Genomic DNA, 13,959 nt, shown 5'->3' on the forward strand with positions numbered 1-13,959 from the left:
AATAAATAGCAGGAGAATCCGGCGGGACGGCTGGCTGGAAATCAGATAGACAGGAGACGTCTCGCCGGGTCAGGCGAGACGGGACCAGTTGGGACGTTCGGGTGCCTCGGGCACATGCGAGCGGATCTTGCGGTCGATCGACGGCATCGACGCCGGCACCCGTTCGTGAAGCGTCACGCCCGACGGGGCGATGGACGCAAGCGGTGTCGACGCCACGTGGCAATAGTCGCAGTCGGCGTCGACGAGCGTCTTCGCGTCCTGCTTCTTCTTGGCTTCGTGCTCGTGTTCGTGATGCCCCAGATGCCACGACCGCGCGGGCTGCTGTTCATGCTGGCAATACGGTACCGCCGCAGACCAGGCGAACTGGAACGGCAGGACGAGCAGCAGGAAGATCAGAAAGACGCGGCGCAAGGGGTCGGGGAAAGTGGTGAGAACAATGCGGAAAGCCGGTAGCTTAATCGAAAATCTCTTCGAGCCAGGATTTGCGGCGCTTGCCGTGGCCACCATGGCCGTAGTCATGGTCGCGCGAGCCCTGTTGCGGATAACGATAGTCCGACGACTCGTGACGCTCGCGCGCCGCGCGCGGCGCCCTCCCATCGGTCGCGCGTTCGACCAGCTTGTCCAGTTCCCCGCGATCGAGCCAGACACCGCGGCATTGCGGGCAGTAATCGATTTCAATGCCCTGGCGATCCGTCATCGTGAGCACGGCATCGGGGCAGACCGGACATTTCATGGAGCGTCTCCGTTCGAAAGCGTTGCGACGCGAACATTTTATGGGCGGGCTCCATGACCGTGCCGTTTCTGACCTAAATGTAATGTTGATGGACATATCCGCAGGGTCGCCTACAACGATTGAGCCCTTCCCCCCGGACCGCGGCGAACCATACCGATATGAGGTGACGAGATGAAAATCCTGATAGTGCTGACCTCGCATGACACGCTTGGCAATACGGGCAAGAAGACGGGCTTCTGGCTCGAGGAACTGGCCGCGCCCTTCTACGTATTCAAGGAAGCCGGCGCGGAGATCGTCCTTGCTTCGCCGAAAGGTGGCCAGCCGCCGCTCGACCCAAAAAGCAATGAACCGGGGTTCCAGACCGACGACACGCGGCGCTTCGAGGCCGACAGCGAGGCACGCGCGCAGCTCGCGCAGACGCACAAGCTCAAGGACGTCGCGAACGACAGGTTCGACGCGGTGTTTTATCCGGGCGGACACGGGCCGATGTGGGACCTCGTCAACGATCAGGATTCGATCGGCCTGCTCGAGCGCACCTACGCGGCAAAGATTCCGCTGGCGCTCGTCTGTCACGCGCCAGGCGCGCTGCGCTATGTGAAGGGTCCCGACGGCAAGCCACTGGTGAACGGCAAGTCGGTCACAGGCTTCTCCAACAGCGAGGAAGAGGCGGTGCAACTGACGAACGTGGTGCCGTTCCTCGTCGAGGATGCGCTGAAGGCCAACGGCGGCAAATATTCGAGCGGACCGGACTGGGTCTCCCATGTACTGACCGATGGACTGCTGGTCACGGGCCAGAATCCGGGATCGTCGGCCGACGGTGCGCGCGCGTTGCTGAAGCTGCTGCGGAAATAGAACGGGAACGACGTCGTGGACGAAGGTAAGGCGTCGGTGAGACCAAGGTACTAGCGGTTTCGAATTCGCCTAAGCCCTTTCACGAAAAAGCGCCCGGTATCGGGCGCTTTGCGCTTTTGTCTGCTCAATAAGTCAATGTTAATGACGGATCTGTCATTGTTCTGAGCGGAATTTGTCGGGCTCGGCTCCTTACTGTGTCGCCATGTGCCAACGCCGCATGCGGCCACCCGGAGTCCCCCGATGATCGCGACCACGCTCGAACCCGTCCACGACGTCATGCCCAGCCAGGCTGGTGCCGATATCTCGTCGATGCTCTATCACCGTATTGCCGATGCCATCGAGCGGTCGATCGATCAGGGCATCTTCCGCGCCGGCGAGCGCATTCCGTCGGTGCGGCAGGCAAGCCAGCAGCATCGCATCAGCATCAACACCGTGGTGCGCGCGTATCTGCTGCTCGAAAGCCGCGGCGTGATCGAAAGCCGGCCGCAGTCGGGATTCTTCGTGCGGCCGCGTTTGGATTTCTCGGCAACGTCGTCGCCGGTATCGACCGAGCGCCTGATCGCGATGCATGACACGGCCGCACGATCGGCGCCCGCGGTCGATGACGACATCGACGTCACCTCGCTCGTACTCGGCACGCTGCGCGCGATCCAGCAGGACAACGCGATGCCGCTCGGCTCCCCGTATCCCGATACCGCGCTGCTGCCCTCGCAACGCATCGCGCAATACGTGGGCGTGCAGGCGCGGCGCTGCGGCGACAGCGCGATGCTCGACGGACTGCCGCCCGGGCATCCGGCACTGATCCGCCAGCTCGCGCGCCGTTACGTCGAGCGCGGCCAGCCGGCGGATCCCAACGAGTTCATCGTGACATGCGGCGCGACGGAAGCCGTGCGCCTGTGCCTGCAGGCGGTGGCGCGTCCCGGCGATGCGGTGGTCGTCGAGTCGCCCTGCTATTACGGCATGCTCGAGACCATTACCCACCTGGGCATGCGCGCGATCGAGATTCCGAGCGATGCGTCGGGCAGCATCGACATGGCCCTGCTGCGCGAGGCCATCGATACGCAGACCGTGGCCGCCTGCGTGATCACCGCCAACTTCCCGAATCCCGTGGGCCGCCAGATGCCCGAAGACAAGAAGCGCGAGATCGTCGAGTTGCTCACGGGCAGGGACATTCCCATCGTCGAGAACGACGAATACAGCGAACTGCACGTCGGCGCGCACCATCCCACGTCACTGAAGACGTACGACACGCGCGGAATGGTCCTGCATTGCGGCTCGTTCTCGCGTTGCCTCACGCATCGCCACCGCATCGGCTGGGCATTGCCGGGCCGCTTCCGCCAGCAGGTGGAGAAGCTCAAGTTCCTGAGCGCGATCACGACGCCGCCGAGCGTGCAGCTCGCGATTGCCGAGTATCTGCAGCACGACGGATACGACCATCACCTTCGCCGGTTGCGCCGGCGCATCGTCCAGAACGCCAGCATCGCGATGGCGGCGATCCGTCGCTGCTTCCCCGCGGGAACGCGCGCGCATGCGCCGGAGGGCGGATACCTGATGTGGATCGAACTGCCGCAGGGCATCGACACGCTGGCCCTGTACCGCAGCGCGCTCGCGTGCGGCATCTCCATCGCGCCGGGCCGCCTGTTCAGCAGCGACCATCGGTTCGCCAATTTCCTGCGGCTGAACTTCAGCGGGGAATGGACGAGCGAAACCGATCGCGCGATGCAGACGCTCGGCCAGCTTGCCACCGCATCGATGGCGACTTCCGATCGCTCGCAAGCCCTGCATTGATCCGTAAAAAAAGTGCCCGGAGCCGCTGCGTGCAGCAACCGCCGAAACGCCTCACCCCGGCGGAACTCCGGGCACCAGTGCAGCCAATGCGCCGAGGTGAAAAACGACTCGCTCGTCTCTTATATGAGGAGCAAGCGACGAGATACAAGCATCGTCCGCATGCACTGTAGTGCGAATGCGCTACGCCGAGGGACACAGTCCATCGCCACGTCATGCAATACAGCTTGCGCCGGCACTGTGCCCCCGGATCGTCGAATGGGTTGTATCCGTTTGCATCGCGACGCGAGACCTAATCTTGGAACCACTGCGATTCACGCCCCCTGAAGACCTGAAGGAAACAAAGTCATGAGCAGCAAGCCGACCCCCGAAGACGGTTACATCGCCCCCTACACCCACCCCGCAGCCGGATGGGGCGCTCTCAAGTACGTGGCCATCAATCTCGTGAAAGAGAAGGTGGCCGGCGGCAAGTACGTGACGTTGTTCCGGCAGAACCAGCCAGACGGCTTCGACTGTCCCGGCTGCGCATGGCCCGATCGCGAACATGGCTCGACCTTCGAGTTCTGCGAGAACGGCGTGAAGGCGGTGGCGGCGGAAGCCACCAGCAAGCGCGTCACGCCCGAATTCTTCGCGGAACATTCCGTCACGTCGCTGCTCACGCAGACCGATTACGAACTGGAGCAGCACGGCCGCCTGACGCATCCGATGGTCTACGACGCCTTGGCGGACCGCTACGTCGCGGTCGACTGGGATGAAGCGTTCGCCCTGATCGCGCGCCATCTGCGCGCGCTCGACACGCCGGATGCGGCGGCGTTCTATACGTCCGGTCGCGCAAGCAACGAAGCCGCGTTCCTGTACCAGTTGTTCGTGCGTGCCTACGGCACCAACAATTTTCCCGACTGCTCGAATATGTGCCACGAGGCCACGAGCCGCGGCATGCCCGTGACCGTCGGTGTAGGCAAGGCGACCGTGGTGCTCGACGACTTCGAACATGCGGACACGATCCTGATCTTTGGCCATAACGCGGCGACCAACCATCCGCGCATGCTCGGCGAACTACGCGAATGCGCGCGCCGCGGCACGATGATCGTGTCGATCAACCCGCTGCGCGAGCGCGGCATGGAACGCTTTACGAGCCCGCAGCATGCTTCGGAGATGATCACGGGCAGCAGCACGAAGATCGCGTCGATGTTCGTGCAGCCGCAGCTCGGCGGCGATTTCGCGCTGATCAAGGGCATGGCCAAGCGCCTGATCGAAATGGACGATGCGGCGCGCGAACGCGGCGAGCCATCGCTGATCGACGAGGACTTCGTGCGCCGTCATACGCATGGCTACGATGCGTTCGTCGCCGACCTGCGCGCCGAGAACTGGGCCGACATCGTCGAGCAGTCGGGCACGACGTTCGAGGAAATCGACGCGCTGACCGGCGTCTATGCGCGCGGCAAGAACGTGATTGCCTGCTGGGGCATGGGCCTGACGCAGCACAAGAACTCGGTGCCGACGATCCAGATCCTCACGAACCTGATGATGATGCGCGGCAATATCGGCCGCCCGGGTGCGGGCCTGCTGCCGGTGCGCGGCCACTCGAACGTGCAGGGCAACCGCACGGTCGGCATCGAGGAGCAACCGACCGAGGCGTTTCTCGATCGGCTGGAGAAGGCGTTCAACTTCGAGCCGCCGCGCAAGCACGGCTATGACGTGGTCAACACGATCTCGGCGATGCTCGAAGGCAAGGTGAAGGTCTTTGTCGGCCTGGGCGGAAACTTTGCGGCGGCCACGCCGGACACGCCGCGCACGCAGCAGGCGCTGCGCCAGTGCGACCTGACCGTGCACATCGCGACCAAGCTCAATCGCAGCCACCTGATCCACGGCCGCGACGCGCTGATCCTGCCCACGCTGGGCCGCACGGAGATCGATATGCAGAATGGCGTGCCGCAGGGCGTCACCGTGGAAGACTCGGTCTGCATGGTGCACGTGTCGTACGGCATGAACAAGCCCGCGTCCCCGGACCTGATGTCGGAGACCGCGATCATCGCCAACATGGCCGCCGCGACGCTCGGCAATCGCAAGATCGACTGGCTCTGGTACGCACAGGACTACGCGCGCATTCGCAATGCCATCGAGAAGGTGCTGCCAGGTTTCGAGGACTACAACGCGCGCATCGCCGTGCCGGGCGGCTTTCATCTGACGCCGCCGGCGCGGGACCGCATCTGGGATACGCCGTCGGGCAAGGCCGAGTTCCTCGTGCACCCGATCGTCAAGGACACGCCGATCCGCCAGGCGCGCGCCGAGCACGGGGACAAGCTGCTCGTGATGATGACCACGCGCTCGCACGACCAGTACAACACGACGATCTATGGCCTGAACGACCGTTATCGCGGCGTGTTCGGCCTGCGCCGCGTCGTGTTCATCAATCCGTCCGATATGGATCGCCTGGGCTTCAAGGCGGGGCAGCACGTCGATATCACGAGCGTGTGGGCAGACGGCGTGACGCGGCATGTCCAGGATTTCCGCCTCGTGCCCTACGACATCCCGGCCGGCTGCATCGGCACCTACTATCCGGAGACCAACCCGCTGGTGCCGCTGGAGAGCACCGGCGACGGTTGCGGCACGCCGACGTCGAAGTCCGTGCCGGTGTTGCTGACGGCCGCCGCCTGAGGGACACGCCAGCAACGGCGGTGCTTGACAGCCTGACGGGTTGATAGGCATAGTAGCCCGCGACATCGGGAGAGTCCGCGCCCCCACGCAGCAGCGAGGGCGCGGCGCCGAAGGAGCAACCGCCCCGGAATCTCTCAGGTACCACGGACCGGTGTCACCATTGCACTCTGAAGAACCACGGCGCGTACGTCCGCCGGCGGTACCGAAGGAGCAAGCGATGCGCCCCGCCCTGCCCCGCCCTGCCCTGTTGGGCGGCCGTTGGGAGGCGGCGCATCCGCGAATCTCTCAGGTCAAGGACAGAGGGGGCGTCCGCATTGCGCAATCCTGCGCACGGACTGCCATTTCCCTGACGTCCGGAAGACCTTTCCATGAAAACCATTGCAGTGATTGGCGGCGGCATTACCGGCGCCACGACCGCTTACGCCCTCGCCCGGCGCGGCCTCTCCGTCACGATGTTCGAACGTCACCGCTATGCGGCGATGGAGACATCGTTCGCCAATGGCGGGCAGCTATCGGCGTCCAACGCGGAAACCTGGACGCACTGGTCCACGCTGTTCAAGGGCCTCAAATGGATGCTGCGCAACGACGCGCCGCTGCTCGTGAATCCGCGCCCGTCGTGGCACAAGCTGAGCTGGTTTGCCGAGTTCATCGCATCGATGCCCCGCTACCGCGCGAACACCGTGGAGACGGCCCGGCTGGCCATCGCCGCGCGCGCCCATCTGTTTGCGTGGGCAGAAGCCGAAAACATCGACTTCGACCTGAAGCGCCGCGGCATCCTGCATATTTACCGCAACAAGGCTGGCTTCGACCATGCGGGACGCGTGTCGGCGATGCTGGCGGAGGGCGGGCTCGAGCGCCGCGCCGTGACGCCCGAGGAAATGCGCGCGATCGAGCCGACGCTGGCCGGCACGTATTACGGCGGCTATTACACAGAAAGCGATTCCACTGGCGATATCCACAAGTTCACGACGGGGATTGCCGCCGCGGCGGCGCGGCATGGCGTGACCACGCTCTATGACCAGCAGGTGACGGCGGTGAACACCGATGGGACATCGGCCCGCGTCACGTCCGTGTGCGACGGACTGCCCGCCACGCGCGAGTTCGACGCGGTGGTGGTCTGCGCGGGCGTGGCCAGCCGCGACTTTGCGCGCCAGCTCGGCGATCGCGTGAACATCTATCCGGTGAAGGGGTATTCCATCACGGTCAATCTCAACGATGCCGCGAGCCAGTCCGCTGCGCCGACCGTCAGCCTGCTCGACGACGAGACCAAGCTCGTGACCAGCCGGCTGGGCGCCGACCGGTTTCGCGTGGCGGGCACGGCCGAATTCAACGGCATCAACCGCGATATCCGCGCGGATCGCATCCGTCCGCTCGTCGATTGGGTCCATCAGTGCTTCCCCGGCGTGAGCACGCGCAGCGTGGTGCCGTGGGCCGGACTGCGGCCGATGATGCCGGACATGATGCCGCGTGTGGGACGCGGCCGCGCCGCGAACGTGTTCTACAACACCGGCCACGGGCATCTGGGCTGGACGCTGTCCGCGGCGACCGCCGACATGATCGGCGACGTGGTGGCCGGCGTCGCGGCGGGCACGGCGGTGCGGCTGGCCGTGGCGTAGGTGGTTGACAGGGGTCCGGGATCGTCCTATCGTGCGATTGTCCTAGTTCAAACATTGTTTGAACTAGGACGTTATCGATTTCTGCTTACAGGAGGCACCATGACCCCAATTCCCACCGACATTCCCCTGAAGATCGGCGGCCTCATCTTCCCGAAGATGGACCAGTGCGACTTTACCGGCCCGTTCGAGGCGCTCGCGCGCGTGCCCAACTCGACCTTCTTCACCATCTGGAAGGACAAGCAACCCGTGCGCGATATGGCCGGCATGCAACTGGTGGCCGACACGACCTTCGACGAGGCCCCGCAGCTGGACGTGCTGCTCGTGCCCGGCGGCCATGGCCAGGAAGCGCTGATGGCCGACGAGGCGGTGATCGGCTTTATCCGCCGCCAGGCCGCCGGCGCGCGCTATGTGTACTCCGTCTGCACCGGCGCGCTGCTTTGCGGCGCGGCGGGCCTGCTGCAAGGCAAGCGCGCGACCACCCACTGGACCGCGATGGCAACGCTGCCGTTCTTTGGCGCGATTCCCAGCGACGACCGCGTCGTGATCGACGGCAAGTATGTGAGCGCGGGCGGCGTGACATCCGGCATCGACGGGTCGCTGATCATGGTGTCGCTGCTGCGCGGCGAGACCGTGGCGCAGGAGCTGCAGCTGTACATGAACTACGACCCGAAGCCGCCGTTCAATGCCGGTTCGCCGAAGACGGCGCCGGCACCCATCCTGGAAACGGTCACGCAACGCGCGGCACCGATCACGGCGCAGCGGCTCGCCACCGCGAAGGCCTATCAGGACAAGGTCGCCAGCGACGCAAGCAAGGACGCATCGGCAACGGCCTGATTATTGCCCGGCGCAAACAAGAAGGGCCGCTCGCAAGGCGGCCCTTTTTTCAGTTCGGGTACATCAATGCGACGTCGCCTCCGCACGCCCGCGCCCGGTATAGCGCCGCAGACGCAACTGCTGCCACAACTGCGCATCGGTGCGTTTGGCGCTGACGAGGCTGCCGACGATCACGAGCAGGAAGCCGACCGGAATCGAGACGAGGCCAGGATTGCGGAAGCTGAACAACGGCTCCGACAGGCCAAGGAAACTCGGGTACTGCATGATCGGCGAAACGAGCACGAGCCCGATCGCGCAGAGCGTGCCGCCCAGCACGCCGCAGACGACGCCCGTGGTGTTGCAGCGTTTCCAGTACAACGTCAGGAGCAATGCCGGCAGGTTGGCCGAAGCGGCCACGGCCAGTGCGAGGCCGACGAGCTGCGCGACGTTCTGGCCCTTGGCCAGCAGCCCGATGCAGATGCTGAGCACGCCCACGCCGACCGCGGCGGACTTGGCCGCGATCAGTTGCTCGCGCGGCGTGGCGGTGCCGCCCTTGATGGCGCCGACATACACGTCGTGCGCCAGCGCGGACGATGCCGCGAGCGTCAGACCGGCCACCACCGCGACGATCGTCGCGAACGCCACCGCCGCCACGACGGCCATGGCCAGACTGCCGATGGCCGTATTGGCGCCGCCCGCGATCATCTGCGCGAGCAGCGGCGCGGCGAGGTTGCCCCCCTTGTCGAGCGCGGTGATCTGCTCGGCGCCGACGTGAAAGGCCGCGGCAAAGCCGATGGCGATGATCAGCAGATGGCATCCGCCGATCAGCAGCATGCCCCAGAGCACGGACGAACGCGCCGCGCGGGCATCCGGCACCGTGAAGAAACGCATCAGGATATGGGGCATGCCGGCCGTGCCGAGAATCAGCGCGAGGCCGAGCGAGATCTGCTCGACGGGGTTCTTGAGGAACAGGCCAGGTTCGAAGAAGCGCTGCACGTCCATGCCCGCACCGGCGAGCCTCGCGACGTGCGCCTGCATGTCGGGGCTGTGCGCGAGGCCATCGAACAATGCATTCACCGAAAAGCCGAACGGCGACCACGACAGCACCACGAGCACGAAGCATGTCGTGATCAGCAGCACGGCCTTGATGATCTGCACCCATGTGGTGGCCCGCATGCCGCCGAACACCACGTAGACCATCATCAGCGAACCGGTGGCAATGACGGAGACCTCGTAGTCAATGCCGATGAGCGCGCGCACGAGCACCGCGCCGCCGACGATCTGCGGAATCAGGTAGAAGATGGACACGATCACGCTGGACAGCGCGGCCACCAGCTTCGAGGCGCGAAAGCCGTTGCGGGAGGCCAGCACGTCGCCGAAGGTGTAGCGGCCGAGGTTTCGGCACGGCTCCGCGACGAGCAGCAGGATCGGTATGAACGCGATAAAGAAGCCGGTGAGGTAGAGAATGCCGTCGAACCCGTAGATGGCGATCAGGCGGACACGCCGAGGAATGCGGCCGCGGAAAGATAGTCGCCGGCGATCGCGAATCCGTTCTTCATTCCGCTGATGCCGCCGCCGGCCGTGTAGAACTCCGCCGCGGACTGGCCGCGCCGCGCGGAAATGTAGGTGACCAGCAATGTCAGCGAGATCATCGCCGCGAAGACGGCAAAGGCGAGCCAGCGATACTGCGGGGCGACCACGCCCGCGCCCGCGGCTTGGGCGGCGGGCGCGAAAATGGCCAGTGCGGCGGCGCACAGCGCCAGCGGACGCGACATCGCGCGTGGATGTTTCAGGGGGGATTTCACGTTCGTCGCCTCAGAGGGGAAGGGAATGCATGACGTCGTCGGTGGCCCGCATGCGCACGACATAGATCCACGCGACGATGCCGCCGAACAGATACTGCGAGACCGCGAGCAGCATGCCCACGTTGACGCGGCCGATGACGCGGATAGCGCACAGCGGCTGGAAGTACGCGGCCATGATCAGGAGGCCGAAGTAGTAGAGCGCGAACGCGCAGAACAGCGTGGTCAGCATGCGCCGGTGGCGCGCCGCCTCGGCTTCGAATGCGTATAACGCGGCGATACCGGTGTCGTCTGTGGGTTTCAAGGTGTTCCCCTTGCAGTGGAAAAGATGGCTCGACGGTTTGTACTCGTTATTTTGTCCTAGTACAATAAACCGGTATGGAAGAAACGCAAGCCTAGGGATTTCCCTATGTCCCGTCCTGGCGCGGCGAAAGTGCACAACGACAGTGCAGTTTTGTCCCAGACGCTATAATTTTTCGTATGATTTTTTTGGATGTCCCTGACGGGACAAACCACTCACGATGAAAGCAGCAGAGATTTTCAGCAGCCTGGAAGACCGGATCGTTCGCGGCGAGCTGCGCGCGGGCGATGCCTTGCCGACCGTGCGCGAGGCTGCCGAGCTGTGGCAGGTCAACAAGAACACCGTGGCCGCGGCATACCGCATGCTCCAGAACGCGGGGCTGATCTTCAGTTCCGGGCGCAACGGCTCGGTGGTCGGCGGCCCGGTGGCGCCGCACGCGGCAACGGGCTGGACGCCGTCGTACGACGGGGTGATCGCGGCCAATGGCGGCAACCCGGACCGCACATTACTGCCCAGCGCGCTGATGGTGCGCGCGCAGTTGCAGAAGGTCTCGACCGATCCGCTGCTCTATGGCGAGGCGGACGAGGCGGTGCCGTTGATGGAATGGGCGCGCGAATCGTTCGGCGGCGATGGCGTACCTGCGGCATCGCTGTTCGTCGGTAGCGGGACGATGGCCGTGCTGGACACGGTACTGCGGAACTGCTTGTCACCCGGCGATGCGGTGGCGCTCGAAGATCCCGCCTATGCCACGACCATCGGGCTGGTGCGGTCCATCGGCCTCAAGCCGGTGCCGATGGCCATGGATGCGCAGGGCGTGCGGCCCGAAGCGTTGCAGGCCGCGATCCAGGCCGGCTGCAAGGCCGTGGTCCTGAGCACGCGCGCGCAGAATCCGACCGGCATCTGTACCTCCGCCGAGCGCGCGAAGCAATTGGCGCCCATCGTCGCGAAGGCCAGGCAGACCCTGTTCCTCGACGACGACCACTCGAGCCTGCTCGAACTCGCGCCCTACCGTAACTTCGTCTCGGCGAACGCCGAGCATTGGCTCGTGACGCGTTCGGTCTCCAAGTTTCTGGGGCCCGACATGCGTGTGGCCGTCGCGGCCGGCGATGCGCTGACGGTCGCGCGCATCGCGCGCGCGCAGGCTTATGCGATGGGATGGGTCAGTTCGCTGCTGCAGCGGCTCGTGGGCGGCCTCCTGCAGCAACCGGCGGTGCTATCGCTCGTGCGCGAGGCGGGCCCCGTGTATCGCGAGCGGTATGCGTATATGCAAAAGGCGCTGCGCGGCATCGGCATCGAAACGGTCGGCACCGCGGGCTTCAATATCTGGGTGCCTTGCGAGAACGAAGCGCTTGTCGCGCAAAGCCTCATCAGCAGCGGCTGGCGCATCCGCACCGGCGCCGACTTCACGCTCGAGGCCGCGCCCGGCTTCCGCGTGACGACGGCCGCGCTGGACAAGGATGCCGCCGATGCATTCGTCGCGGCGCTCGCCCAGGCAATGACCGTGCGGCCGCCGCAACTGGCATGACGACGTCTCAAAGGATCTCGTCGCGCAGGTAGTACCACCGGTACAGCATGGCCTGACCGAGCCGCCGGAATGGCGTGGCCCAGTGCAGGGGCAGCGGGGAATCGTAGATCGGCAGCGTGAACGCGCTGTCCGCGCGGCCGGCGATGCGGTCGGCCATACGGCGCCCCGCGTGGGCGGAAAACGAGACACCGTTGCCGCCATAGCCCAACGCGTAGAACACCGATTGCGACGGATCCGGCTGCACGATGCGGGGCATCATGTCGTGGCTGACGTCCACCCAGCCCCACCACGAGTAGTCGATCTGGATGCCGCGCAGTGGCGGAAACTTCCGCGCGATGGCATCCACCAGCAGCTGGTAGTGCTTCTCCGCCGGCGCGTCGGCGCCGGTAATCGCGCTGCGGCTGCCGATCTGCAGGCGCCGGTCGGGCAGCAGGCGGTAGTAGAAGCGCAGCGTGCGCGTATCGGTGATGAAGGTCGTCGACCGGAATCCCGTCGCTTCGATCTCGGCGTCGGTCAGCGGCCGCGTGACGATCGAGTTCGACAGCACCGGGAAGCAACGGCCGCGCAGCAGCGGCGTCAGGCCGGGCGCGGTGTAAGCACCCGTGGCGATCGCCACGGCGCGCGCGCGGACCGTGCCGCCTGGCGTGCGCAGATAGTGGCTGCCGTTGCGCGACTCCCAGCCGACGACCGGGCTCGCCGGATGCACACGCGCACCGAGCGCGCGCGCCATCCGCAGGTAGCCGTAGGCGAGCTTGAGCGGATGCACGCCGACGCCATCGGGTTCGAGCAGCGCGCCGCACGCATCGCGGTCGTCGCAGTAGCGCTCGCGCAGTTCCGCCTGCGACAGCATGCGCGTGTCGTACCCGAACACCTCGCGCATCACGCGCCCCTCGTTCTCGAGGAAAGCCAGCTTCTTTGGACGATGCGCGGTATAGAGATGGCCGCCGTCCTGCGCGTCGCAATCGACCTGCGCGACGAGGCCGCGGAACGTCTCGAACCCGTTGCGGATCTCCGCATCGAGCCGCTTCGCGGTATCGATGCCCCAGCGCTGGATCCACTGCGAGCGATACAGCCGGCCGCTCGCGTTCTGTCCCTGCCCGCCATTGCGACTCGTACAGCCCCAGGCGGCCTGATTCGCCTCCAGCACGGTCGCCTTGATGCCGTGCTCGCGCGCGAGGAACAGCGCCGTCGCCAGACCCGTGAAGCCCGAGCCGATGACGACCACGTCCGCATCGAAGTCGTGCGAGACGGGACCGTCGTCGGGCGGGGCCTCGCCCGCCGAAGCGACCCAGTACGTGGGCGCGTACGCGCGATCCTGCCCCACGCCCGGCGACACGAGCGGGTCGTAGCGCGGATCGTACGGCTGGCTCGGCTTGCGCGCGGGAGCCGGTGTGCCGGGTGCCCCGCGGCCTGACTCGATATCGTCGAGCGTGTGCCCGTCAAGCTGGATGATCGTCATGGTGCGCTCCGGCGGTCAGGCGGCACGCAACGGGCGTTGCTTGCGATAGACGCACTTGACGTGGATCTTGCCGTCGCGGAACGTGAACATGTCCACGCCATCGGCTTCCAGGACACGCCCTTCGCGATCGGTACCGAAGAACGTCCACTCGGACACGCCGCGGTCGCCGGCCACGAGATGGCGGCCGTTGTTCCACTGCGCATCGGGAAAATTCAGCCATGCCGCGGCGAACGCCGCGCGCACGGCATCGTGGCCCACGTGGCGCGTGCCGAACGCTTCGTCGCCGGCAACGGTTTCGAAAACGCAGTCGTCGGTCATGAACGTCATGAGCGCGTCGATATCGTGGCGGTTCCACGCATCGGAGAAGGCTTGCAGGACTTCGACAGTGACGGATTGGGACATGGTGCGGAATCAG

The 13,959-nt window shown here is 65.5% G+C and carries 13 protein-coding genes and 1 riboswitch; of the genes, 6 read left to right on the forward strand and 7 right to left on the reverse strand.

The window, feature by feature from the left end; genetic code table 11:
* Positions 1 to 69: 69 nt before the first annotated feature.
* Complete coding sequence (czcI, locus tag AAHB16_RS26400; RefSeq protein ID WP_342052404.1) at positions 70 to 411, reverse strand: cation efflux protein, CzcI family; 342 nt, start codon at positions 409 to 411, stop codon at positions 70 to 72.
* A 43-nt stretch (positions 412 to 454) separates the two neighbouring features.
* A complete protein-coding gene (locus AAHB16_RS26405) occupies positions 455 to 733 on the reverse strand; it encodes a TFIIB-type zinc ribbon-containing protein (RefSeq protein WP_150375314.1) in 279 nt (92 codons plus the stop codon).
* A 171-nt stretch (positions 734 to 904) separates the two neighbouring features.
* Between AAHB16_RS26405 and AAHB16_RS26410 the strand changes: the two genes are divergently transcribed.
* The 5 genes from AAHB16_RS26410 to AAHB16_RS26430 all read left to right on the forward strand — a co-directional run bounded on the left by AAHB16_RS26410 (position 905) and on the right by AAHB16_RS26430 (position 8,478).
* The gene (locus tag AAHB16_RS26410) at positions 905 to 1,585 is read left to right on the forward strand and encodes a type 1 glutamine amidotransferase domain-containing protein (RefSeq protein ID WP_342052405.1); all 681 of its coding nucleotides are present in this window, start codon (positions 905 to 907) and stop codon (positions 1,583 to 1,585) included.
* Between the two features lie 240 nt (positions 1,586 to 1,825).
* Complete coding sequence (locus AAHB16_RS26415; protein WP_342052406.1) at positions 1,826 to 3,373, forward strand: aminotransferase-like domain-containing protein; 1,548 nt, start codon at positions 1,826 to 1,828, stop codon at positions 3,371 to 3,373.
* Positions 3,374 to 3,718: 345 nt separating this feature from the next.
* On the forward strand, positions 3,719 to 6,028 hold the full coding sequence (locus AAHB16_RS26420) for an FdhF/YdeP family oxidoreductase (protein WP_342052407.1): 2,310 nt from the start codon (positions 3,719 to 3,721) through the stop codon (positions 6,026 to 6,028).
* A gap of 56 nt (positions 6,029 to 6,084) precedes the next feature.
* A riboswitch (glycine riboswitch) is annotated at positions 6,085 to 6,189 on the forward strand.
* Between the two features lie 207 nt (positions 6,190 to 6,396).
* Positions 6,397 to 7,644: a D-amino acid dehydrogenase gene (locus AAHB16_RS26425; RefSeq protein WP_342052408.1), complete on the forward strand. Its 1,248-nt coding sequence runs from the start codon at positions 6,397 to 6,399 to the stop codon at positions 7,642 to 7,644.
* 99 nt (positions 7,645 to 7,743) lie between these two features.
* The gene (locus tag AAHB16_RS26430) at positions 7,744 to 8,478 is read left to right on the forward strand and encodes a DJ-1/PfpI family protein (RefSeq protein ID WP_342052409.1); all 735 of its coding nucleotides are present in this window, start codon (positions 7,744 to 7,746) and stop codon (positions 8,476 to 8,478) included.
* A 63-nt stretch (positions 8,479 to 8,541) separates the two neighbouring features.
* On the opposite strand, the gene AAHB16_RS26435 is transcribed toward AAHB16_RS26430, so the two are convergent.
* From AAHB16_RS26435 to AAHB16_RS26445, 3 genes are read right to left on the reverse strand one after another with little or no spacing between them, the layout of a single operon-like run.
* Complete coding sequence (locus AAHB16_RS26435; RefSeq protein ID WP_342052433.1) at positions 8,542 to 10,005, reverse strand: solute symporter family protein; 1,464 nt, start codon at positions 10,003 to 10,005, stop codon at positions 8,542 to 8,544.
* The gene (locus AAHB16_RS26440) at positions 9,948 to 10,262 is read right to left on the reverse strand and encodes a hypothetical protein (protein WP_342052437.1); all 315 of its coding nucleotides are present in this window, start codon (positions 10,260 to 10,262) and stop codon (positions 9,948 to 9,950) included. Before AAHB16_RS26440 ends, AAHB16_RS26435 begins: the two co-directional genes overlap by 58 nt.
* Before the next feature lie 10 nt (positions 10,263 to 10,272).
* Positions 10,273 to 10,563, reverse strand: coding sequence for a DUF485 domain-containing protein (locus AAHB16_RS26445; protein WP_150375319.1), 291 nt, complete (start codon positions 10,561 to 10,563; stop codon positions 10,273 to 10,275).
* 217 nt (positions 10,564 to 10,780) lie between these two features.
* On the opposite strand from AAHB16_RS26445, the gene AAHB16_RS26450 reads away from it, so the two are divergent.
* A complete protein-coding gene (locus tag AAHB16_RS26450; protein ID WP_342052410.1) occupies positions 10,781 to 12,085 on the forward strand; it encodes an aminotransferase class I/II-fold pyridoxal phosphate-dependent enzyme in 1,305 nt (434 codons plus the stop codon).
* A gap of 7 nt (positions 12,086 to 12,092) precedes the next feature.
* On the opposite strand, the gene AAHB16_RS26455 is transcribed toward AAHB16_RS26450, so the two are convergent.
* Together AAHB16_RS26455 and AAHB16_RS26460 are read right to left on the reverse strand one after the other, a co-directional pair.
* Positions 12,093 to 13,544 (reverse strand): NAD(P)/FAD-dependent oxidoreductase, encoded by a 1,452-nt coding sequence (locus tag AAHB16_RS26455; protein WP_342052411.1) that lies wholly within the window; start codon positions 13,542 to 13,544, stop codon positions 12,093 to 12,095.
* A gap of 15 nt (positions 13,545 to 13,559) precedes the next feature.
* Positions 13,560 to 13,946 (reverse strand): nuclear transport factor 2 family protein, encoded by a 387-nt coding sequence (locus AAHB16_RS26460; RefSeq protein WP_150375322.1) that lies wholly within the window; start codon positions 13,944 to 13,946, stop codon positions 13,560 to 13,562.
* Between the last annotated feature and the right edge of the window lie 13 nt (positions 13,947 to 13,959).

Origin of the sequence: Cupriavidus sp. OTU4054 (assembly GCF_038440175.1) — a bacterium.
Taxonomy (GTDB): Bacteria; Pseudomonadota; Gammaproteobacteria; order Burkholderiales; family Burkholderiaceae; genus Cupriavidus; species Cupriavidus pauculus_D.

Excerpts from the sequence above, each read along its gene's own strand:
- AAHB16_RS26405 (WP_150375314.1), bottom strand. The coding sequence starts at position 733 with ATGAAATGTCCGGTCTGCCCCGATGCCGTGCTCACGATGACGGATCGC.
- AAHB16_RS26410 (WP_342052405.1), top strand. The coding sequence starts at position 905 with ATGAAAATCCTGATAGTGCTGACCTCGCATGACACGCTTGGCAATACG.
- AAHB16_RS26415 (WP_342052406.1), top strand. The coding sequence starts at position 1,826 with ATGATCGCGACCACGCTCGAACCCGTCCACGACGTCATGCCCAGCCAG.
- AAHB16_RS26420 (WP_342052407.1), top strand. The coding sequence starts at position 3,719 with ATGAGCAGCAAGCCGACCCCCGAAGACGGTTACATCGCCCCCTACACC.
- AAHB16_RS26425 (WP_342052408.1), top strand. The coding sequence starts at position 6,397 with ATGAAAACCATTGCAGTGATTGGCGGCGGCATTACCGGCGCCACGACC.
- AAHB16_RS26430 (WP_342052409.1), top strand. The coding sequence starts at position 7,744 with ATGACCCCAATTCCCACCGACATTCCCCTGAAGATCGGCGGCCTCATC.
- AAHB16_RS26450 (WP_342052410.1), top strand. The coding sequence starts at position 10,781 with ATGAAAGCAGCAGAGATTTTCAGCAGCCTGGAAGACCGGATCGTTCGC.
- AAHB16_RS26455 (WP_342052411.1), bottom strand. The coding sequence starts at position 13,544 with ATGACGATCATCCAGCTTGACGGGCACACGCTCGACGATATCGAGTCA.
- AAHB16_RS26460 (WP_150375322.1), bottom strand. The coding sequence starts at position 13,946 with ATGTCCCAATCCGTCACTGTCGAAGTCCTGCAAGCCTTCTCCGATGCG.